This window comes from Rhizobium sp. ZK1, from assembly GCF_047782645.1.
In the GTDB taxonomy this organism is placed as follows: Bacteria; Pseudomonadota; Alphaproteobacteria; order Rhizobiales; family Rhizobiaceae; genus Rhizobium.
The window spans coordinates 4,329,757-4,351,013 of sequence record NZ_CP180586.1 but is presented as its reverse complement, the minus strand read 5'-3'; the positions used below and the strand labels follow the sequence as shown (position 1 = coordinate 4,351,013).

Genomic DNA, 21,257 nt, shown 5'->3' with positions numbered 1-21,257 from the left:
GGTTTATGCAGGAAGGATTTCTGTTTCATGCTCATGCGTACCGTCATATTTGCCAGCATCGCGGCTGCGCTGGCCACACAAGTGCCTTCCCTGCTCACCCGCACGACCCAGCCCGGCAATACGATTTCCGCAAATTTCGTCTCGACCGAGGACAGCGCACCCGATGCGCCGGCCACGATCGCCGATGGCGGCATGATCCGCCTGCAGGCCGATGCCCAGGGCCATTATACCGGCAATTTCAGGATCAACGGCAAGCCCGTGCAAGGGCTGATCGATACCGGCGCTACCTATGTCGCACTCAATGAAAGCCTCGCCCGCAGGCTGGGCTTTTCCGGCAACCAGCTCGATTTCCGCTATGCAGTCAATACGGCGAACGGCCAGACCAAAGCGGCGCATGTGATGCTCGACCGCGTGGAGATCGGCGGCATCCGCGTCCGCAGCGTCGAAGCCTTCGTGCTGAAAGACGAGGCGCTGAGCGGCACGCTTGTTGGCATGAGCTTCCTGCAGAAGCTTGCGTCCTATTCCGTCGCCGACGGCTCACTCAGCCTCAAGCAGTAAAGTCAGATACGCCCGGCGATGACAGGTGGAAGCTCCGGTTTTTCGTCCGCGATGCGATAGTTTGCGGCAAGTGCGACGACGGCTCTTTCGGCCGAAGCCTCGTCGGCAGCATGAACGAGTGCTATCGGATCGCCCTCATACACATGCGTTCCAAGCGACAGCAGGTCGGTGAAGCCGACGCTATGGTCGATCCTATCGGCGGGATGGCGTCGCCCGCCGCCCAGGTCGATCACGCTCACGCCCACATCGCGAGCGTCGCAGGCCGCGAGCCAGCCGGTGCGCGACGCCGGAATGGGTCGCTCGATCGGCGCCCTACGCAGATAGGTATCCGGCCGCTCCAGAAGATCGGCCGGGCCGCCGAGCATATGGACCATGCGAGCGAAGATCTCCGCAGCTTTGCCGGAAGAAAGCGCGTCCAGCGCCTTGCTCTCCGCCTCCATAAGCGAGCCGGCAACACCCGACTGCACGAGCATTTCGGCGGCAAAGGCAATGACTATGGTTTCAAGACGGGTACCAGCCTTTCGGCCAGCCAGAAAATCGAGACAGTTGCGCACTTCCACGGTATTGCCGGCGCTGTCGGCAAGCGGCTGATTCATATCCGTGATCAGAGCAGATGTCTTCACGTCAGCACCATTTGCGACCTCGACCAGCGAATGTGCAAGCACGATCGCCTGCTCCGGATCGGCCATGAAGGCGCCGTTGCCGGTCTTGACATCAAGCACCAGTGTCTGAAGGCCGGCAGCAAGTTTCTTGGACAGGATCGAGGCTGTTATCAGCGGTATGGAATCAACGGTTGCCGTCACATCGCGCACGGCATAGAGCCGGCCATCGGCTGGCGCCAATGCACCGGTCGGCCCGATGATGGCCCAGCCAACCTCTTTCACCACTTTGCGGAAGAGAGTGGCATCCGGATTGATCGTATAGCCTGGAATGGATTCGAGCTTGTCCAGCGTGCCGCCGGTATGACCAAGGCCGCGGCCTGATATCATCGGCACGGCCAGACCGCAGGCAGCAGCGATCGGGGCAAGCATCAGCGAAACATTGTCGCCCACACCACCGGTCGAGTGCTTGTCGGCGACAGGGCGGTCGATCCCCGCCCAGGACAGCATGTCACCGGAACGCGCCATGGCGAGCGTCAGCGCCACGGTCTCCGTGCGCGACATGCCCTTGAACCAGACCGCCATGGCGAAGGCGCCGATCTGACCTTCCGAGAGGTCGCCGGCCGCAAGCGCGGCAATGAAGGCGTCGATATCGCCTGATGGCAATTCGGCGCCGTTGCGTTTCTGGCGGATGATCTCCTGCGGGATCATCTCAATAACTCAAGACAGCCGCCGGCTTCGGTTCCGTGCCGCTGAGGACGGCCAGGATATGGTCGAGCAGGCCGGAGGCACCGAAACGGAAGGTGGAAGGCATCGGCCAGTCCGGCGCCATGATGGTTTCGGCCAAGCTCAGATAAAGGGCCGCATCAGCGACAGTCGAGATACCGCCGGCGGGCTTGAAACCCACCTTCCGGCCGCTTTCTCTGATAGCGCGGATCATGATGTCGGCGGCTTCCAGCGTGGCGTTGACGGAAACCTTGCCTGTGGAGGTCTTGATAAAATCGGCGCCCGCCTCAATCGCAAGCTCAGAGGCGCGGCGGATCAGCGCCGCGTCCTTTAGCTCACCGGTCTCGATGATGACTTTCAACAGCACGGGTGCGACACACTCGGCGCGCACGGCCGAAACCATATCGGTGACGGCCTTTTCGTTGCCCGAAATCAGCTTGCGATAGGGAATGACGAGATCGATCTCATCGGCGCCGTCGGCGATCGCCTCACGCGTTTCGGCGGCGACATCGGCGATTTCCAGGTCGCCGGAGGGAAAATTGACGACGGTCGCGATGTGGACCGGATGGCCTTTGCCGAGCACGGTGCGAGCATGGGCGACGAAACGCGGCCAGATGCAGATCGCGGCGCTATTGCCATAGGGCGTCTGCGCGCGGGCACAAAGCGTGTCGATCTGCTCCTGCGTGCATTCGTCATTCAGATTGGTCAGATCGAGAAGGGAAAGGGCGACGGCGGCCGTTTCCCGGCTGGAATGGCTATTCATTTCGCTTTCTCCGCCGGCAATCAATTACCGGCAATCATCTCTTTGAGTATGGCGGCGAGACGGGCACCGCCAACCGGCGCCATATCCTTGGTTTCCTCGTGGCTGAGCTCGTTTCCAGTCATGCCAGCCCCATAGTTGGTGATTACCGAGGCAGCCGCAACCCTCAGGCCCAGCATTCTTGCGATGATGACTTCAGGCACGGTCGACATGCCGACCGCATCTGCGCCAAGGATACGGGCCATGCGGATTTCGGCCGGCGTCTCGAAGCTAGGGCCTGAGAACCACATGTAGACGCCGCTCGCGAGTGGGATATCCAGTTTCTTTGCGGCATCTCGCATGGCCGCCGAAAGCTCGGCATCATAGGCATTGGTCATGCCGACGAAACGATGATCGCTTTCTTCGCCGATCAGCGGGTTCATGCCGGAATAATTGATGTGATCGGCGATCTGCATGACCGAGCCGGGCGGTGTGTCTTCTTTCAGGGAGCCCGCCGAATTGGTGAGGATCAGGGCTTCGACGCCGAGGGCCTGCAAAACCTCGATCGGCAGGCGCATGGCGTTGGCATCGCCCTTTTCGTAATAATGCACACGACCCGAGAGCATGATGACCGGCACCGAGCCGAGATGGCCGGCAACGACGTTTCCGGCATGGCCTGAGACGGCGCTGACCGGAAAACCCGGCAGATCCTTGTAGGGAATGCGCACGACATTGGTGAGCTCGCTGACGAGCGAGCCGAGGCCCGAGCCGAGCACGATGCCGTAGCGCGGTTTGAGCCCGCCGAGCAGAGCCGCGAGCAGATCGACGGTCGCGATCATCCGAGTTCGGTCTCGAAGCTGAAGGGAAGAAGCTCTTCCATGGTCATCGTCTTCTTCACGCCGGCTTCGTCGCAGAGATAGATCTTCGTCTCCTTCGAGGCGAATTCCGAGATCTTCTGCCGGCAGCCGCCGCAGGGCGGGCAGAGCGGCAATTTTTCGGCGATGACGGCCATTTCGACGATCTTCTTCGCACCACCCATGATCATGGCGCCGATCGCCGTAGGCTCCGCGCACCACCCTTGAGGGAAGGAGAGGTTCTCGATATTGGCGCCGGTATAGACCTTGCCATCCTCGGCGCGGATCGCCGCGCCCACAGGAAACTTGGAATAGGGAGCGTGCGCGAAGGCCATGGCGCCGCGGGCGGCTTCGAACAGGTCGTGAGACATATCAACGCTCCTTCACATAGGGCACGCCGCCGGCCTTCGGCGGAATTGCAACGCCGATGAAGCCGGCAAGCAGCACACAGGTCAGGATATAGGGCAGCGCCTGGAAAACCTGTACCGGTACCTCGCCGATCAGCGGCACCGACTTGCCCTGCATGAAGTTCGCCAGCGCATCGAGGAAGCCGAAAAGCAGGCAGGCGAACATGACGGGCACCGGCTTCCACTTGGCGAAGACGAGCGCTGCAAGCGCGATATAGCCTCTGCCGGCCGACATGTCCTTGATGAAGGCAGCCGATTGGGCGATCGCGAGATAGGTGCCGGCAAAGCCACAGAGGATGCCGGCGCACATGACGGCGCGGTAGCGCAGCCACGTGACCGAGATGCCTGCCGTATCGACCGCGCCCGGATTTTCGCCGACGGCACGAAGGCGCAGGCCGAAACGCGTGCGGTAGAGCACCCACCAGGAGAAGGGGACGGCGAGGAAGGCAAGGTACGTCAGGATATTGTTGCCGGAGATGACGCCGGCATAGAGCGGGCCGATGATCGGCACCTCGCGGATGGCATCGGCGCCCGGCAGGATGATCGGCGCGAAGCGGGCCTCCGGTACCAGTTGCGGAGTGCGGCCGCCCTGGCCGAACCAGGCCTGGCCGAGCACGATAGTGATGCCGGCGACGAAGAAGTTGATCGCCACACCTGAGACGATCTGGTTGCCGCGATTGGTAATCGAAGCAAAGCCGTGCACCAGGCTTAGCGCCACCGAGCACACGATGCCGGCGCCGAGCCCCAGCCAGGCCGAATCGGTGAGGTAAGCCACGCAGGCTGCGGCAAAGGCCGAGCCCAGCATCTTGCCTTCGAGACCGATATCGAAAACGCCGGCGCGTTCGGAAAACAGGCCGGCCAGTGCGGTAAAGATCAGCGGGATCGAGAGCCGGATCGTCGAGCTCAGAACGCTGATGAAAATTTCATAATAATCCATCGTCCGTTCCTCAGGCTCGCTTGAACTGCTGGTAGATGAGCACCATCGCCGGGCGGAACATATATTCCAACGCGCCGGCAAAGAGGATCACCAGACCCTGGATGACGAGAATCATCTCGCGGGTGATGTTCGGCATTTCGAAGGAGATCCAGTCACCGCCTCGGTAAAGAGCGCCAAACAGGATCGCGGAGAAGATGATGCCGAGCGGATGGTTTCGTCCCATCAGCGACACGGCGATGCCGACGAAGCCCGCGCCGCCGACAAACTCAACCTGCAAGCGCGCAGACGAGCCCATGACCGGGTTCAGCGCCATCATGCCGGCAAGCGCACCTGAAAGCAGCATGGCGATGATGACGGTGCGCGCATAGGGAACGCCGGCATAGACAGCGGCGGTCGGACTGACGCCCAGCGTGCGCATCTCAAAGCCCAGCTTGCTGCGCCAGACCAGCATCCAGACGAACCAGGCGGCAACCAGGGCAATAATGAAGGAGACGTTGAACGGCGCAGCACCGAGCTTGGAACCGAACATGCTCATGATCCAGCCGAGCTTCGGAAGCTGCCCGCCTTCGAGGAAGGTGCGGGTTTCCGGCGCCATCTTGCCCGGCACGATCAGCACATGCACCAGCAGATAGACCATGAGCGTGGCTGCGATGAAGTTGAACATGATCGTCGTGATGACGATATGGCTGCCGCGCTTGGCCTGCAGGAAGGCAGGGATGAAGGCCCAGGCAGCGCCGAAGATGCCGGCGCCGATAACGGCGATCGGCATGGTCACATACCAGGGCACATAATTGTCGAGCGCCAGTGCCACCAGCGCACATCCAAGCCCGCCAATATAGGCCTGACCTTCCGAGCCGATGTTGAAGAGGCCGGCATGGATGGCGACGGCTACCGACAGGCCGGTGAAGATGAAGCTCGTCGCGTAATAGAGCGTGAAGCCAATGCCTTCGCCGCTGCCGAAGACGCCCTCGATGAGCAGCGAAAGTGCGGCCAGCGGGCTTTCACCGATCAGCCAGACGACGAAGCCTGATATCAGGAAAGCAACGACCAGGTTCAGAAGAGGGATCAGACCGTAATTGATCCATCTCGGTAGTGTTACGGAAGCAGTGCTCATTAAGGCCTCACGCGGCAATGCCGGCCATCATCAGGCCGAGGGTCTGTTCACCGGCATCGGGCGTCTTCTCGCCGACGACATGGCCGGCAAACATGACAAGGATACGGTCTGAAAGGGCGCGGATTTCGTCGAGCTCGACGGAGACGAGCAGGATGGCCTTGCCCGCATCGCGCATCTCGATGATCCGGCGATGGATGAATTCGATGGCGCCGATATCGACGCCGCGGGTCGGCTGGCCGATGATCAGCATCTTCGGGTCGCGCTCGATCTCGCGGGCGACGACGATCTTCTGCTGGTTGCCGCCGGAAAAATTCGCCGTCTTCAGGCGCGGGTTCGGCGGGCGGATGTCGTATTTCTCGATTTTCTCCATGGCATCCTTGCGGATGGCGTCGAGATCGAGCAGCGGGCCACGGCTGTACTCAGGACGGTGATGATAGCCGAGTACGGCATTTTCATATTCCTCGAATTTCAGGACCAGGCCCATATGGTGGCGGTCTTCGGGAATGTGCGCGAGGCCGAGTTCGCGCAAGCGTGCCGGATCGGCCTTGTCGATCGGCTGGCCATCAAGCAGGATTTCGCCTGACGCAGGCTTGCGGATGCCTGCGATCGCCTCCAGCAGTTCCGACTGGCCGTTGCCGGCGACACCGGCAATGCCGACGATCTCGCCGGCGCGGACATCGAAGGAAACGTTGTCGACCATCGTCACGCCTCTGTTGTCCTTGACCGTCAGGTTGCGGACGGACAGCAAGACGTCGGCAGGCTTCGCCTCGCCCTTCTGGACACGCAGCAGCACCCGGCGGCCGACCATGAGTTCGGCCAGTTCCTCGACCGTGGTCTCGCTCGTCTTGCGGGTGGCGACCATCTCGCCGCGGCGCATGACGGAGACCGTATCGGTGATCGCCATGATTTCGCGCAGCTTGTGGGTGATGAGGACAACGGTCTTGCCCTCGTCGCGCAGCACGCCGAGAATGCGGAACAGGTGATCGGCCTCGGCCGGGGTCAGCACGCCCGTCGGCTCGTCGAGGATCAGGATCTCGGCGCCGCGATACATGGCTTTCAGGATTTCCACACGCTGCTGCAGGCCGACCGGAAGCTGCTCGATCAGCGCGTCCGGATTGACCTCCAACCCGTATTCTGTCTCCAGCCGCTTGAGCTCGGCGCGCGCGGAGGCAACGCCCCTTGCCAGCAGCGCGCCGCCTTCAGCGCCGAGCATGATGTTTTCGAGGACGGTGAAATTATCGACCAGCATGAAATGCTGGTGCACCATGCCGATGCCGGCTGCGATCGCCGCCTGGCTGTCCCTGATGGTGATGGGCTGGCCGTTGACGCGGATCTCGCCGCTGTCGGCCTGGTAAAAACCGTAGATGATGGACATCAGGGTCGATTTGCCAGCGCCGTTTTCCCCGATAATGCCATGGATCGAGCCCTTGGCGACGGTCAGGTTGATGTCCTTGTTGGCGTGAACGGCGCCAAATTTCTTGTCGATGCCGACAAGTTCGATGGCAGGCTGGTCTGTCACAGCAGGCTCCAAATAAGAAAAGGGCGTATGGCGAAAATCCTTATCCGCCATACGCCCGATCTCAGTTACGACTCACTTCGGGCAGGCATTGTCCGTGGTGTAATCGTGAACCTTGATGGTGCCCGCAATGATGTCGGCCTTGGCCTTGTCGACGGCGGCCTGCATCTCCGGCGTGATCAGCGGCTTGTTGTTGTCGTCCATCGCGGCGGCAACGCCGTCTTCCTTGATGCCGAGAGACTGGACACCGGCCGTGAACTTGTCGCTCTTGGTGTCGTTGAAGGCGTTATAGACGGCGAGGTCGACGCGCTTGACCATCGAGGTCAGAACGGACCCCGGATGCAGGTGGTTCTGGTTGGAATCGACGCCGATCGACAGTTTCTTGTTGTCGGCTGCCGTCTGTAGAACGCCGAGACCGGTGGCACCGGCTGCCGCGTAAACGACATCGGCGCCCTGGTCGATCTGGTTCTTGGTGAGCTCACCGCCGCGGACCGGGTCGTTCCAGGCTGCACCCGTCGTGCCGGTCATGTTCTGGAAGACTTCGATGTCGGCCTTGGCGGCGCGTGCGCCCTGCTCGTAGCCGCATTCGAACTTGCGGATCAGCGGAATGTCCATGCCGCCGACAAAGCCGACCTTGCCGGTCTTCGACGCCATGCCGGCGAGAATGCCGACGAGATAGGAGCCTTCCTCTTCCTTGTAGAGGACCGAGCGGACGTTCGGCTTGTCGACAACGGAGTCGACGATGATGAACTTGGTATCCGGGAATTCAGCGGCAACCTTCTCGACAGCCGAGGTCCAGGCGAAGGAAACGGCAACAACCGGGTTGAAGCCGCGGCTTGCGAAGTTGCGGATGGCCTGCTCGCCCTGGGTGTCGCCGGTCGGCTCGAAATCGCGGTAGGCGATGCCGGTTTCCTTCTTGAACTTTTCAGCGCCGTTGAAGGCAGCTTCGTTGAAGGACTTATCGAACTTCCCGCCGGTGCCGTAAACGAGAGCCGGCTTGATGTCGGCGGCAAGCGCCGTCGTCGACATCGCTGCCACGGCAAGGAGGGTGAGAAGGGATTTTTTCATGAGTTTGCAGCCCTGTTGTTGCTATTTATCTGGGGTCCTCCCGCAAGCCTTTTTCAGGCATGTCTGCGGAACCACCGACCTCCCCCCGGAGGCCTGGCTGCGTGCATCCTTGCATGGCTCCGCAAAAAATTCACGAGAAATTTTTCGGTTGGTAAAGATTTGCCATGATTGCCGAAAATCAGTCCACAGGTCCTGAATTCTGGGCAAATCGACCGCTAAAATGCGGATTTTCTAACCAATGCCCTGGCGGCATCGGGCTCCTCATCCCGCCATTTCAGGAACTGCCGATTGCACTTTTTCAGCCCCTCCAGCCCTTCAGCTATGCGGTAAAGCGACCGGCCACCGGCGGCTTCTTGTAGCCGATCATCCAGAAGATGAGCGACAGGACCAGAAACACGGCAAAGGCCGGCTGCAGCATGAGCCACTGGAAGATGAAGGCGTAGAAACGCGGATGGACATAGTAGGAAACGGAGGACTGGAGCGCGACCAACGTCGAGGGGCTCACATCCTGCCAGGCATCCGACATCGGGGTCATGATCACTTGCGAGGATGCAACGGACTGAATGGAATCGATGGTTCCGGCAATGACGGCAACTGCCAGCGCAAACAGGCTGGCAAGACGCAACAAGAAACGCATCAAATCCTCCGACGACGGGTGTGCCCTGATGTCCGGCGAGCCGCGCCATTCTGCACTCAAACCTAGAGATAGGCTTGGAGCAGGCACGGCGCAATGGACGGCATGCGCGCAGTTTTATCGGAAGAAGTCAAAAAACTGTTAGATTTGGGTTGATCGGCAAAAATTCATCGGTATATATCGCGCCGTTCCGACGATTTGCTCCTCTCCGGTGCGAAACGCAAAATGGACAGGTGGCCGAGTGGTTGAAGGCGCACGCCTGGAACGCGTGTGTACGTGAAAGCGTACCGAGGGTTCGAATCCCTCTCTGTCCGCCATTCGCCTCCTATAAAGCATCGATTTTGAAGAACTTTATTTTGGCCTTCGTCTGGCTGTCCTAATCTATGCAATTTTGGTCGGATCGTCTTTATGAGTTCAAAATGGATTACAGACTACTTAGGATCTTTTGGATCTTCGGGCTTTGGACCGCGTTTGCGGCGTCGACTTGGTTTGGAAGCCGGTGTCTGATGCTCGAGCGCTTGCAACCGTTCCCGCACAAACTTGTACGTTGATGGCTGGCCTGGAACGATATGGTATTGAACCCAAGCTTCTCTCAAGCTGCGTTTCGCGGCATCGGATTGCTTCCGCAGGGCGAACGCTTTGACTGGAGCGGTAAGTGTCTTCTTATCGACCGCGTCGTCGCCAGCGGTCGCCGACGCATCGAAGCTGTCGTCTTGTTTTTGAGCGCCTTCTAAATCATCTTGCCACTTTTGTCGGTATTGTTGATACGAGACAGGCAGCGAATGCGCCTGATCATCCGCGTTGATTAGGAGCGTCGGGATCTCATAGTTGTGGTGGCTAAGGTACGCTTTGAGAAAATCTCGTATAGCGACGGCATCGATAACGCTGTCCTTCAACACGAACCTTTCTCTGGTTCTGATGTCGCGTTTGCCTGGGTCGCGCTCCGTGTCGATGAAGACCACTGGATAAGGATGGTCTCCGTTCACACCCTTCAGCGATAGCCGACCATCATAGCGGAACTCCCGCAAAAATATCTGCTTGTCCTTAGCGTGGGCAAGCAGCGCTCCGAGTTCCGCAGACATTGCAAACTTATCTGCGTCAGCATGTTTCGCTGCTCGAAATCCAGTATCGATCGCGCTGCCGAGAAAATCAAAATTGTGCGGTGTCTCGTCGGCCCGTCTTTCGAATTCTTCCGTCGGCAAGTCTTCGGTAGCGAGTTCGAATTCGATCGCGCCGTCGTTGATCGCCAAGGTGATGTTTTTCGCAGGGAATTCGCCGATCCAGCCCGCGCCTTTCACATCAAGTCCGGAGCCGCTGAGCGACGCGCCGTACTGCTCCAGAGCTGAAAGGAAGGCATTGATGCAGCATGAGAGATGTTGCAGATCCGCGATGCGGCAGCAAAACAGGATCTCGTCGCCAATGATCTTCCATAGTTTTGGGCGAGCTGCCGCGCCGCGACCACTTTTCGTATCGCGAAATTCGGCGTCCAAAAGTTCCGGAAACTGCCGATAGAAGTCTCGGAAACTATAGACCCAATCCGCGTTGAGCTTATTGCCGTTCTTGAGCGCCTTCGCCTTGAATGCGGTCGACCCTACCATATCCACAGTGAGAAACAGGCGAGTTCGATGATCGGGGCACTGGGGCAAAGGTAACCTAAATCACGAGGCTCTTCGCCCTAACCTCGACGGCTTTCGGGCTGACACCAAACATGGAAGCGACAGCAGCTTTGTCTAGCTCATTATAGGCCGTCTCGAACTCTTGCCTCGGCATGAGAAACGCCGCGGCGAACCAGTTTGCTTCCCATTCGCAGCGCTCAAGGTCAGCGTTAGCATCATCAACCCATCGTGTCGCGCGCATTCCTTTTCCGGGGTGCTCCTGCTGGACCAACGGAAAATGTAGAAAGAAGTGGCCAAGCTCGTGGGCAACCGTGAAACGGTCGCGCGCAGCTGACGTCAACGATGGGAGGAAAATCTCGAAAGTCGAATTCGGCTCAACGCGAATTGTTTCGGGAATGTCCTCGTCGACCGGGTTGTCATAAGATATTTTTCCGCCAAACTCCGCAACAACGCGCTCAATCGGATCACCGGGGATAAATCCCAAGTTCCGCGCTATATCTTCTGCAAAATCCCAGACTGTAGCTTTGGACGCCCTTGTCGGGATTGGGTCCTCGTATCTGGCCTTCTCCATATATCCTCTCAGCGTACTCGCACGCCCACTCACCGTTCGCGAAGTCGCGCTCGGTGATTTGCTACCCACATAGTGTCGAATTTTCGCGAATGCCACAATATGTCACTTGACATCAAGCCAAAGTAATCATTTTCGCGATAAATCCATATCCTAGACTATACCAGAGGATGGTTGAGGGGGCGACGGCCTAAGACGCGTCGTCCGCACCCTCACCTCGCATGGCGTGGCGTGACATGACAGCCCAACTCTCTTCGAGAATCCGGCCCCTCGCCCGGAAATTCGCGGGCCGCTCCACAACGCGATCCTAACGCGATAGGCTGGTCTACATTTTCATTGCCAACGACACAACCGGGGAGACCAGCAATGACCAATTTCAAGGCTGAAGACGAAGCGATCGGGACGATCATCCTGGTGGAGGAACTGCTTCAAAGCTTGGTCAAGTCCGGCATCGTGCCTGCGGCCGTCATGGCGGATGTCGTGCGCGGCGCAGTTGCGAGGCTGGATACGACCGATCATTTCGGCGCGGGCGCGGCTGTTCGCCACTATTTCGAAAGTTGGCTGTCGAAGTAGATAATCTTCGCTGGGTGCATAGGTGCAGGATATGTAGGGGCAGTTTTCGCCGCTCTACATGAGATGTCAGATTCAGTTCCTGTCATGTCACCGTCTGGCATAACGCACCGGCCGCCGCGATCGATCCGTCAGGGCCTCCGGTCCGTACTCCTTGTAGCGGTTGAAGTTCTTGTAGCCGGTCTTGCGCGAGATGCCGAAATCCCGGCACACCTCGCTCATCCCTTCGCCCTCCAGCAAACGGGCGACAAATCGAAGACGCTCATCCATGACCGAAGTCTCTTTCCGCGGCATCCACACCTCCCGATCAAAATCGAAAAGTGTAACCCATGTCTCCGGTACAAAACGTCACCTATCTTTCAGGTCTGGCAATGCTGTTTTTGTTTGTTTTTATCCTACAGGCAAAGGCATCCCTACCGCGATCCCACTTTGCTGGATGTTGACCAGCGAGGTCGCCTCATGAAGCTCGACAAGGAAATCCTGAAGGTAGCCAAGAAAGAGGCCGTGGAGCGTGTGGCCGCGATCTGACCGCTCAATAACTGCAGGATAGCGCGTTGGTCGGCCTGAAGCCGTGGCTACATGCCGGATTCACGGAATGCCCGGGCTGGTATTGAAAATCCGGGCTATTTGCAGCCTGGTGCGGCGTGCAAGCCGAAGCTATGGCGGTTAGCCCTATCAGCATTCCGCTCATCACAAGTGTTCGAAGCCTGCCGATCATGGTTACCTCCCGATTTGAAGAAGCTGTTTTGACTTCAGCAGCATTGTCATGCCACCATTGCATCAGCAATTGCTTAAAATGCCGCCTGCCGAAGCCGCTGCTGCGGCCGGGATCCACGGCATAGTCCGCACCACCCCCCCAAGCGCACGGGGCTCACCGCGCACGGCAGCCTTTTGTTCAAGCCTGCCGGGAAGCTAGAATATCCGTGCTGCCGGATGATGTGGCTTAGGCCTCATCCTTTGGCGCACGGGCGCGGAATCTGGCAGCGGCTCCGAATGAATTCCCTGTCTTGCCAGTGCGGATGAAATATGTTGGATACATCTGAATATGCTACCATGAATTGCGGTGGCTGGAGCGCGGCAACGGAGGCGCACAGACATGATTCACAAATGGTGGTCATCCCTGCGGTCATTAAAATGGGATGCTTGGCTTGGTATCGCGCTCGTGCCGGTCATGCTGTTCGTGGGAGCCGCGACTGACTATCACCGCAACCCAATTCCAAAAGCCTATTACATAGCCCCTCCGCAAAGCGTTATCCCGGGAGCCGATCCTTTCCTCGACCTGACGGACCGAGTGGAAGTGCCAACAGGCAATCTCGCAAGAACCGCCGTTCTTGTTTTCGTCGGCCAAACGAGCGTCAACAACATCCCGACGCCGTATGTCCCGGTCAACGGGAATATCGATCAACTCAACATCTACGACGGCAAGCTTTACAGGGCGAAGGACCCGCTGCTGGGTATCAATGTCGCCGGTAGCGCCGTCACCGACAAGCGCGGGACCTGGATGATGCGAATGGCCGATAAGCTCATCGCTGACGGGCATTACGACCGCGTCATTCTCGTCCCGATGGCGGTCGGCGCTACGCGCGTCGATCAATGGGCCGACCCGTTCACCTGGCCGTTCCTGGGGCACAACATCAGCGTGGTCGGTCGCAGGATGCGTGATGCGGGTCTTCCATGTACCGCTATCATGTGGGGTCAGGGCGAAAGCGACACTATCGTCAACACACCCGAAGCCTTCTATGCCGCCAGTCTGCAGAAGGTGATTGCGGAGTTCAAGCGGGTCATCCCTGCATGCCCGTTTCTCGTCGCACGCGAAGCATATTTCAATGGCAAAACGAACAGGGGCGTTCTGGCAGCACAGGCTTCGGTCGTCGACAACCAGACCGTGTTTGCCGGCGAGGACGTTGAATCGATTGGCTCCGCTGATCGCTACGACAATACGCAGCTGAATGAAGCAGGCGCAGAAAAGCGCGCCACGCTGGCCGTTGCAGCCTTAAAGGCCGCGTTGGATCTCTGAAAATGCCACCACTCCATCCTTCAGCGGATGGAAGGTGCGACGGTAATTCGCGTAAATAGCAAGTCAGCACCGTATGAATCCGATGCAATCGCGCCACTGTTTTTCCCTGCCTCCCGATGGAGCAACTTGAAACCTTGCGCTTCTGCCATCTCGTGTATGATCTGCTCCGAAATGGTTTGGTGAGGATACTGGATCCAACCGTCCGAGAATCCCTCAGGTATCGCCCCGGCACCGTTGTCGAACAACCTTGATCTCTGAACAGTGTAAGCAGGTCGGTACGAAAATGCATTTCTTGCGAGGAAGGCAACTTGTCTCGTACGGGACAGCGCTTCCCTCCATAGGAGATATGGTTCCTTTAAGTATTGGAGCGTACCACTGCTATAGAACACATCGAAGGTGTCCGGCAGCGTGTCGGCAAAGCTTATCCCAGGCCTGAGTTCTCTTGCTGCTGCAACAAGTGCGGCATTTTCCACGACCGTAAATTGGCAATGAGGAAGCTTCTGTTTAATCACCATGCAGAATTCGCCGGTAGAGCCGCCAAAGTCGACGAAAGAGGACGCTCCCTTTATACTCTCGACGAACTCCGGCGAGGGATTGACCATAGCTGCCTCAAGGCCCTCGTTCCTCTTGGCGCGGGCGATACGGAATGCGGTCAAACTTTCAGACGCATAGCTTTCGTTAGCTGCCTCCACTGCAGCAGCCCAATTTGGATAGTGCGTAGGCGGATCGCGCCATTTCACAACGGCCGTTTTCACGCTTGCCGGCACGATCGATTTCGCAAGTCTAACTAGATATTTCATTCCTGCTCCCCCCTAGTGCGTCTCTGTCAGAGGTAGTGGAGGGTGGCGAAAAGCCCATGAGAATCCGCTAATATTTACCAATCACGATGCGTCGACCGCGGGCACGTCGTGATGACGAGCCATTAGAAGTGGTTGATCTGGGAAGACGCTGTGGCACACAATTACAATGTCCTCAGTCACTTCTCGTTCCGAGGCCAAGATTTAGGACCTTGGATTCGAAGGTTAAATCGTGCGGCGACGTCGCGCTTCCTTCCACACGGCAGTTCAAATCGCCAGCGGGCTTGACTCGCCACCTTCATCGGCGAGCACAGTTTTGCCGAGAGCTAGAGCGGGATGATTTTAGATGGAATCGAAAAGGGGATTCCCTTTTTCCCGCAAATCAGATTCACCATTGAGACCGGTAAAGGAGGCCGGTCTTTATGGCAAAACCTTTTTCCGATGATTTGCGGGAACGCGTTGTCGGCGCGGTGACGCGCGAAGGATTGTCCTGCCGGGCAGCGGCGAAGCGCTTCGGGATTGGCATCAGCACCGCGATCGATTGGGTGCGGCGCTTTCGCCAGACGGGCAGCGCAGCCCCCGGTCAGATGGGCGGGCACAAGCCACGGGCGATTTGCGATACGCATCGGGAGTGGCTGCTCGAGCGCTGCCGCACACGGGCTTTTACCCTGCGCGGGCTGGTCGCGGAACTGGGCGAGCGTGGCCTGAAGGTCGATTACCGCTCCGTGTGGACCTTCGTGCATGATGAAGGGTTGAGTTATAAAAAAAGACAATGGTCGCCGACGAGCGCGAGCGGCCCGATGTCGCCGCCCGACGGAACCGCTGGCTGAAGCATCGCTATCACGTCGATCCGGCCCGCCTCGTCTTCATCGATGAAACCTGGACGAAGACGAATATGGCGCCGCTCCGGGGCTGGGCGCCGCGCGGCGAACGGTTGCCCGGTCAGGCGCCCTTCGGCCATTGGAACACCATGACGTTCATTGCCGCCCTGCGCGCCGACCGCGTCAGCGCGCCATGGATCATCGACGGCCCGATCAATGGCGAGCGGTTCCTGATCTATGTGGAAAAGGTGCTGGTCCCCGAACTCAAGCCAGACGATATCGTCGTGATGGACAATCTGGGCTCACACAAGGCAAAAGCAATCCGCACCGCGATCCGCAAGGCTGGGGCCAAACTGTTCTTCCTGCCCAAATACTCCCCTGACCTCAATCCCATCGAAAAGCTCTTTGCCAAGATCAAGCATTGGCTACGCGAGGCACAGGCCAGAACTCGCCACGCGATCGACGAGGCCATCGCAGCCATCCTCAAGACAGTTTCACCACAGGAATGCCAAAACTACTTCAAGGAAGCCGGATATGAACGGACTTAAAATCATCTCGCTCTAGCGCAGATGATAACAACGCATCGGTGGAGGATTCCGCTAAGGAACCAGGTGATATCCGAAATACTCGCACGGCTTTCCGTCGAGCGGATTGGTATATTCAGCATGACGCCAGGTCGCGAGCTGGCGGCGGGAAGACAAGCTTTGCTCGATTGACGCCCGCGAGAAGAACCAATGAGGGATCGACATCTCAGCCAGAGAAGGAGAAACATATTCGACTGTCAGGCGGTCTTCGTCACTCTCTGCGATCGGAATCAACGGGAAGATGAAGTGTTTCCCTTCGATCGAAAGAAGCCTCCTGATGGCATCATGCGGATCGGCAAGGACCTGAAACACACCGCTTGCAATGATGACGTCTGCGGGCGCACTTGCGTCCAGTTTGTCGGCAAAGGAGAGTTCGTCGCTTGCGAATTCCTCGCTCGCGACCTGCGACGTTCTCGGAAGATCCACAACTCGCCAGCGCAACTTGTACCTACTCGGCAGCAGCTTGCGAACATGGAAATAGTGTGCACCCATCGCGCCGCCGTAGTCGATGACCCTGGTAGTGCTCGATCCCAAGTCTGCTGTCGCCAGGAAGAACGAGGAGAAAAACGGCGCCAGGTGAGGTGAAATGTCAACCCGACCGGAGTCCCTCACCTTCTTCGTATTCTGCCGGGTAACTTCGAGAATACCGTCAGACTGATAGTCTTTGTCGCAATCCGCCAAGGCTTCACCGTAGCTGGAATAGTTGCCGAAGAAGCCGACGCGAGGAACGACAACCGCGTCATCTGCGCGGCGTCGAAGCTTCCTTGCTGCACGAAGGACCACCGGCGGTGTAAGTTCTTTTGCTAGAGCCTTCCACAATTCAAGTATCCTCCCCCAGAGTAGAAGAACTTGTGAAGTTGACGCAGAAAGATGTCAATCAGATTATTCTGATATAATAATATAACTATGTTACTCAGCAGGAGATGATAGGGCGGTGCGGAGGCGCACTAAGCAGCATTGCGCACTCGCGCAACGCCTGACCGCATCGGAGGGGCAGGCCCGCGAAGACCGGTTCGCAAGGCATTCGTGGAGGCTGCGCGAGATGTCAAAATTTCAGTGCTCCCGGACGACCTGTCATTTCAGCAAAAGGCCGCGCCCCGCCGCCGTAACGGCCCGCCGTCTGCAGGCGAACATTTGCCGCGCGGATACGGTCGGACCTTAGCAAGGATATAATCACAGAGCCCGTCAGCATGAGGGGAGCGGCGAAGCCGACCGGCTGATATTTGCTGACGACGATGCGAGCCGCTGCCGGCCAGGCGACGCTTTTTTCATTTGGGAACAAGAACGCACCGGCACCGTTCCCTTTCCATGGCAAAGACAGGCACGATCCGCATCGGCATATCGGGATGGACCTATACGCCCTGGCGCGGTGTCTTCTATCCCGAGGGACTGACCAGGAAGAGCGAGCTTGCCTTTGCCTCGCGGCAGTTTCCCTCCATCGAGATCAACGGCACGTTTTATGGGCTGCAGAAGCCGGATGCTTTCGCCGGTTGGCGCGATGAAACGCCTGACGGATTCGTCTTTTCGGTGAAGGGCTCGCGCTACATCACCCATCTCAAACGGCTGCGAGGCGTCGAGACGCCGCTTGCCAATTTCCTCGCCTCGGGCCTGCTGCGACTGGGGCCGAAATTAGGGCCGATCCTCTGGCAATTTCCGCCAAGGCAGAAATTCGATGCCGAGCTCTTCGACCATTTTCTGGCAATGCTGCCAAGGGATACGGATGCTGCGGCCGATATGGCGGAACGGCACGACGAACGGCTCGACGGCCGCGCCTGGACGACGAGCGAGAGGACGCAGCCGATGCGTCATGCGCTGGAAATCCGTCATGATAGTTTCTGCACGCCTGAGTTCATCGAACTGCTGCGCAAACACAAGGTGGGGCTGGTGGTTGCCGATACGGTGGAATGGCCGCTGCTGATGGATGTGACGGCGGATTTCGTCTATTGCCGCCTGCATGGGTCCGAGCAGCTTTATGTCAGTGGCTATGATGAAGAAGCGCTTGTTCGCTGGGCTGCACGCATCGATGCCTGGACGCATGGGATCGAGCCCGATGATGCGAAACGCGTCGAGCCGCCGCTGAAACGCTCGGCCAAGGGCCGCGATGTCTATGTCTATTTCGACAATGACGTGAAGGTACGCGCGCCCACCGATGCCCGTTCGCTCGCCGGGAAGCTCGGCGTCGCGCTGCCGCCGGATGACAGTGTTGCCGTCAAACCGACACGCCGTGGCGGCAGGACGGTGGTCGAGGAGCCGCGCCAGCACTGGCCGGCGTTGCGGTCAGGACCCTGATTTAGACCAGCACGGCCTGATCGGTGCGATCCTCGGTGCCGAAGAATTGAAGGTAGCGCTCAACCTCGGCCGGTTCGCCGGTCGCCTTTTGCGGATTGTCCGAGAGCTTGACCGCCGGGCGGCCATTGGCGTCGCTCACCTTGCAGACGATCGAAATCGGCAGGAAGTCGGAACTGTCGTTCGGCGCGCAGCCGGCGAAATCATTCGTCAGGTTTGTGCCCCAGCCGAAGCTCATGCGGACACGGCCCTCGAAATGCCTGTAGGTGTCGATGATCGCATCGACATCGAGACCGTCGGAGAAGATCAGAAGCTTCTGGCGGGGGTCGCGGCCCATCTTCTTCCACCAGTCGATGATCTTTTCTCCGCCTTCGATCGGCGGGGCGCTGTCCGGGCGGAAGCCGGTCCAGTCGGCCACCCATTCCGGCGCATCGCGCAGGAAGGCGGCGGTTCCGAAGGCGTCCGGCAGCACGATCAGCAGGTTGCCGCCGTAGAGCTTGTTCCAGTCGCGCAGCACCTTGTAGGGCGCGTTCTTGAGCTGCTCGTCCGTCTCTGCAAGCGCTGCGGCGACCATCGGCAGCTCGTGGGCATTGGTGCCAACGGCTTCGAGATCGGAATCCATAGCCAGCAATACATTGCTGGTGCCAGTAAAGGCTGGGCCGATGCCTTCCTTCAGCGCTTCCACGCACCAGCGCTGCCAGAGAAAGCTGTGGCGGCGGCGGGTGCCGAAATCGGAAATACGCAGGCCCGGCAATTCCTTAAGCTTTTCCACCTTGGCCCACATCTTGGCCTTGGCGCGGGCATAGAGAACATCGAGCGTGAAAGGCCCCATCGCCTTCATGGCTGCGCGCGAGCGCATCTCGTTGATGATGGCGAGCGCGGGGATTTCCCACATCGTCGTTTCCTTCCACGACCCATGGAAATCGAGCACATATTGCCCGTCCTTCTTGGAAAGCTCGTATTCCGGCAACTGGAAATTGGAGAGCCAGGCCAGGAATTCGGGCTCGAAGATCTGGGCGCGGCCATAGAAGCTGTTACCGGCAAGCCAGATCATCTCCTTCTTGGCGAGCCTCAGCGTGCGCGCATGATCGAGCTGCTCGCGCAGTTCGCCCTCGTCGATCTGTTCTGCGAGGCGCACGCGTTTGGTGCGGTTGATGAGGGTGAAGGAGGCATTGACGTCGGGATAGAGCTTCCAGATCATCTGCAGCATCAGGAGCTTGTAGAAATCCGTATCGATCAGACTGCGCACGATCGGATCGAGTTTCCAGGTATGATTATAGACGCGCCTTGCGATATCGGTCCTGGCCATGAAGCTCCTGCCTGTCCGTCAATCCGGTCAGGTGCGGCCGTCTTGCAGCCGGCGCACGAAACCGGCTCGTGCGCCTTCTTATCGAAAAATAGATCGGCAAAGTCCAGAAAAAACAACAGGCAACGTCCCGTAGCGGGAATGGCTGCGGGACGTCATTTAAATGCCAGCTATCGGATCGCTATTGTGCCGGTGCAGCGGGCTGACTTGGGGAAGCGCCGCCATTCTGCTGCTGGGATTCCGGAACCTGCGACTGCATCTCTTGACCGGGCTGCTGCGGGGCAACGTCATCTGCTTCCTTCTGGCCCCAGATCTCGACTGGAATCCATATGAGAAAAGCCAGTACCAGCGCGGCAATCAGCACGGCCAGGATGCGATAGCCCATGCGACCCTGCCTGGCCTTGAGCGACGAAACCTGAGCTCCTTCATGAAGCTTCTGATCGGACTTTCCCCAACGCGTTCCCATATGCGCCATGATCGTCTCCTTCCGGTAAACCGCAAGCCAAGCCTGCAGTGCTTCTGGAAAGAAACGAGAAGCGATGGTGGATGGTTCCGAAAGAGGTCAGTATCCCGTTTTGCGATCGACGACGAACTGCAGCGGCTCGCCGCGTTCGAAGCGGGCTATCTGGCTCTCGACATGACGGAAGAGCGCATTCTCTTCGGAAGTCGCGGCGTCATGCGGCGTGATGAAGACGTTCTCCAGATGCCAAAGCGGATCATCCGCCGGCAGCGGTTCGACCTCGAAGACATCGAGCGAGGCACCGCCGAGCACGCCGCTTTCAATCGAGGCGACGATATCGGCCTGGATCTGGCTCTTGCCGCGACCCGCATTGATGAAGACCGGCTTGCCGAGCGCGCCGCCCTGGCGAAGCTTGGCGAAGAAGGCCTTGTCGTAGAGACCCGTGGTGTCAGGCGTCAGCGGCAGCAGTCCGACGACGATATCGGTCTTCGACAGGAACGTATCGAATTCCGAACCGCCGAATGTTTCGATGCCGTCCACCTGCTTCTTCGAGCGCGACCAGCCGATCACATTGAAACCCATAACGCGCAGCTTGGTGGCGGCATCCTGGCCGAGAATGCCGAGACCCATGACACCGACCGTCACTTCGGCGGCTTCCGGCGGGACGCGCTTGCCCCAGACACGGTCGCGCTGATGCCGGTCATGCTCGCGCTGCAGGCGCAGATGCATGAGGCACTGCATGACTACCCATTCGCTCATGCGCGTCGTCAGGCTGCGATCGACGAAACGGACGATCGGAATGTCAGGCAGATCGGCAATGGACAGGATGCTGTCGACCCCGGCGCCGCCGGAAAAGAGTACCTTCAGGTTCGGCGCGCGCTGGAAGATATCGGCATCCGGCTTCCAGAGCAGCGCATAGTCCACGCCTGTCAGGTCGAGCCCCTTGCTGGCGGGATCGGCGGCATTGATGCTGCCGCGATCGGCAAAGGCGGTCTTCAGGATGCGGGCGGTGCTTTCGGGATCGAACTTGAGGTCGACGAGAATGGGAGGCCTTGATGACATGATCTTCTTTACGGCTGG

General features: G+C 58.9%; 21 protein-coding genes, 1 tRNA gene and 1 pseudogene. 6 read left to right on the top strand and 17 right to left on the bottom strand.

Annotated features, from left to right (window positions below):
• The first annotated feature begins 27 nt into the window (after positions 1-27).
• Positions 28-558, top strand: coding sequence for a TIGR02281 family clan AA aspartic protease (locus tag ACK9YZ_RS21855; protein ID WP_416065145.1), 531 nt, complete (start codon positions 28-30; stop codon positions 556-558).
• Between the two features lie 2 nt (positions 559-560).
• Here the strand turns inward: ACK9YZ_RS21855 and deoA are convergent, their stop codons facing one another.
• From deoA to ACK9YZ_RS21810, 9 genes are all read right to left on the bottom strand, one after another.
• Positions 561-1,868 carry a thymidine phosphorylase gene (gene deoA, locus ACK9YZ_RS21850; protein WP_416065144.1) on the bottom strand — a complete coding sequence of 436 codons (1,308 nt, stop codon included), beginning with the start codon at positions 1,866-1,868 and terminating at the stop codon, positions 561-563.
• Position 1,869: 1 nt separating this feature from the next.
• Complete coding sequence (gene deoC, locus ACK9YZ_RS21845; protein ID WP_416065143.1) at positions 1,870-2,646, bottom strand: deoxyribose-phosphate aldolase; 777 nt, start codon at positions 2,644-2,646, stop codon at positions 1,870-1,872.
• Between the two features lie 20 nt (positions 2,647-2,666).
• On the bottom strand, positions 2,667-3,461 hold the full coding sequence (locus ACK9YZ_RS21840; RefSeq protein ID WP_416065142.1) for a purine-nucleoside phosphorylase: 795 nt from the start codon (positions 3,459-3,461) through the stop codon (positions 2,667-2,669).
• Positions 3,458-3,847: a cytidine deaminase gene (locus ACK9YZ_RS21835; RefSeq protein ID WP_003544464.1), complete on the bottom strand. Its 390-nt coding sequence runs from the start codon at positions 3,845-3,847 to the stop codon at positions 3,458-3,460. The genes ACK9YZ_RS21840 and ACK9YZ_RS21835 overlap by 4 nt, the downstream gene beginning before the upstream one ends.
• Position 3,848: 1 nt before the next feature.
• Complete coding sequence (locus ACK9YZ_RS21830) at positions 3,849-4,820, bottom strand: ABC transporter permease (RefSeq protein WP_416065141.1); 972 nt, start codon at positions 4,818-4,820, stop codon at positions 3,849-3,851.
• Positions 4,821-4,830: 10 nt separating this feature from the next.
• Positions 4,831-5,934: an ABC transporter permease gene (locus ACK9YZ_RS21825; protein ID WP_416065140.1), complete on the bottom strand. Its 1,104-nt coding sequence runs from the start codon at positions 5,932-5,934 to the stop codon at positions 4,831-4,833.
• A gap of 7 nt (positions 5,935-5,941) precedes the next feature.
• Positions 5,942-7,453, bottom strand: a complete 1,512-nt coding sequence (locus tag ACK9YZ_RS21820) for an ABC transporter ATP-binding protein (protein ID WP_112970255.1) — start codon at positions 7,451-7,453, stop codon at positions 5,942-5,944.
• Positions 7,454-7,525: 72 nt separating this feature from the next.
• On the bottom strand, positions 7,526-8,518 hold the full coding sequence (locus tag ACK9YZ_RS21815; protein ID WP_183727594.1) for a BMP family lipoprotein: 993 nt from the start codon (positions 8,516-8,518) through the stop codon (positions 7,526-7,528).
• Positions 8,519-8,837: 319 nt separating this feature from the next.
• Positions 8,838-9,155 (bottom strand): hypothetical protein, encoded by a 318-nt coding sequence (locus tag ACK9YZ_RS21810; RefSeq protein WP_416065139.1) that lies wholly within the window; start codon positions 9,153-9,155, stop codon positions 8,838-8,840.
• 224 nt (positions 9,156-9,379) lie between these two features.
• Between ACK9YZ_RS21810 and ACK9YZ_RS21805 the strand changes: the two genes are divergently transcribed.
• Positions 9,380-9,469 (top strand) — tRNA-Ser (locus ACK9YZ_RS21805).
• A gap of 114 nt (positions 9,470-9,583) precedes the next feature.
• Here the strand turns inward: ACK9YZ_RS21805 and ACK9YZ_RS21800 are convergent.
• Both ACK9YZ_RS21800 and ACK9YZ_RS21795 read right to left on the bottom strand, forming a co-directional pair.
• Complete coding sequence (locus tag ACK9YZ_RS21800; protein WP_416065138.1) at positions 9,584-10,750, bottom strand: hypothetical protein; 1,167 nt, start codon at positions 10,748-10,750, stop codon at positions 9,584-9,586.
• 55 nt (positions 10,751-10,805) lie between these two features.
• Positions 10,806-11,339: an ImmA/IrrE family metallo-endopeptidase gene (locus ACK9YZ_RS21795; RefSeq protein ID WP_416065137.1), complete on the bottom strand. Its 534-nt coding sequence runs from the start codon at positions 11,337-11,339 to the stop codon at positions 10,806-10,808.
• Positions 11,340-11,702: 363 nt separating this feature from the next.
• Between ACK9YZ_RS21795 and ACK9YZ_RS21790 the strand changes: the two genes are divergently transcribed.
• On the top strand, positions 11,703-11,909 hold the full coding sequence (locus ACK9YZ_RS21790) for a hypothetical protein (RefSeq protein WP_416065136.1): 207 nt from the start codon (positions 11,703-11,705) through the stop codon (positions 11,907-11,909).
• A gap of 90 nt (positions 11,910-11,999) precedes the next feature.
• Here the strand turns inward: ACK9YZ_RS21790 and ACK9YZ_RS21785 are convergent.
• Positions 12,000-12,200: pseudogene (locus tag ACK9YZ_RS21785) on the bottom strand (helix-turn-helix domain-containing protein); the annotation flags it as partial.
• Between the two features lie 802 nt (positions 12,201-13,002).
• Here ACK9YZ_RS21785 and ACK9YZ_RS21780 point away from each other — a divergent pair.
• Complete coding sequence (locus ACK9YZ_RS21780; protein WP_416065135.1) at positions 13,003-13,923, top strand: sialate O-acetylesterase; 921 nt, start codon at positions 13,003-13,005, stop codon at positions 13,921-13,923.
• Positions 13,924-13,943: 20 nt separating this feature from the next.
• On the opposite strand, the gene ACK9YZ_RS21775 is transcribed toward ACK9YZ_RS21780, so the two are convergent.
• Positions 13,944-14,723, bottom strand: a complete 780-nt coding sequence (locus ACK9YZ_RS21775) for a hypothetical protein (protein ID WP_416065134.1) — start codon at positions 14,721-14,723, stop codon at positions 13,944-13,946.
• Positions 14,724-15,142: 419 nt separating this feature from the next.
• On the opposite strand from ACK9YZ_RS21775, the gene ACK9YZ_RS21770 reads away from it, so the two are divergent.
• Positions 15,143-16,089, top strand: a protein-coding gene (locus ACK9YZ_RS21770) for an IS630 family transposase (RefSeq protein ID WP_416064054.1) whose coding sequence is annotated in 2 segments (ribosomal slippage) — positions 15,143-15,481 and positions 15,484-16,089 — 945 coding nt in all. Because the reading frame shifts where the segments join, the coding sequence is not laid out codon by codon here.
• A gap of 51 nt (positions 16,090-16,140) precedes the next feature.
• Here ACK9YZ_RS21770 and ACK9YZ_RS21765 read toward each other — a convergent pair.
• Positions 16,141-16,944 carry a methyltransferase, TIGR04325 family gene (locus tag ACK9YZ_RS21765; protein ID WP_216756573.1) on the bottom strand — a complete coding sequence of 268 codons (804 nt, stop codon included), beginning with the start codon at positions 16,942-16,944 and terminating at the stop codon, positions 16,141-16,143.
• Positions 16,945-17,433: 489 nt separating this feature from the next.
• Between ACK9YZ_RS21765 and ACK9YZ_RS21760 the strand changes: the two genes are divergently transcribed.
• Complete coding sequence (locus ACK9YZ_RS21760) at positions 17,434-18,414, top strand: DUF72 domain-containing protein (protein WP_416065133.1); 981 nt, start codon at positions 17,434-17,436, stop codon at positions 18,412-18,414.
• A 1-nt stretch (position 18,415) separates the two neighbouring features.
• On the opposite strand, the gene pncB is transcribed toward ACK9YZ_RS21760, so the two are convergent.
• The 3 genes from pncB to ACK9YZ_RS21745 form a co-directional block, all read right to left on the bottom strand.
• Positions 18,416-19,720: a nicotinate phosphoribosyltransferase gene (gene pncB / locus ACK9YZ_RS21755; RefSeq protein ID WP_216756571.1), complete on the bottom strand. Its 1,305-nt coding sequence runs from the start codon at positions 19,718-19,720 to the stop codon at positions 18,416-18,418.
• Positions 19,721-19,898: 178 nt separating this feature from the next.
• On the bottom strand, positions 19,899-20,192 hold the full coding sequence (locus ACK9YZ_RS21750) for a hypothetical protein (RefSeq protein ID WP_416065132.1): 294 nt from the start codon (positions 20,190-20,192) through the stop codon (positions 19,899-19,901).
• Positions 20,193-20,279: 87 nt separating this feature from the next.
• Positions 20,280-21,239 carry a 2-hydroxyacid dehydrogenase gene (locus ACK9YZ_RS21745; protein ID WP_416065131.1) on the bottom strand — a complete coding sequence of 320 codons (960 nt, stop codon included), beginning with the start codon at positions 21,237-21,239 and terminating at the stop codon, positions 20,280-20,282.
• Positions 21,240-21,257: the final 18 nt, after the last annotated feature.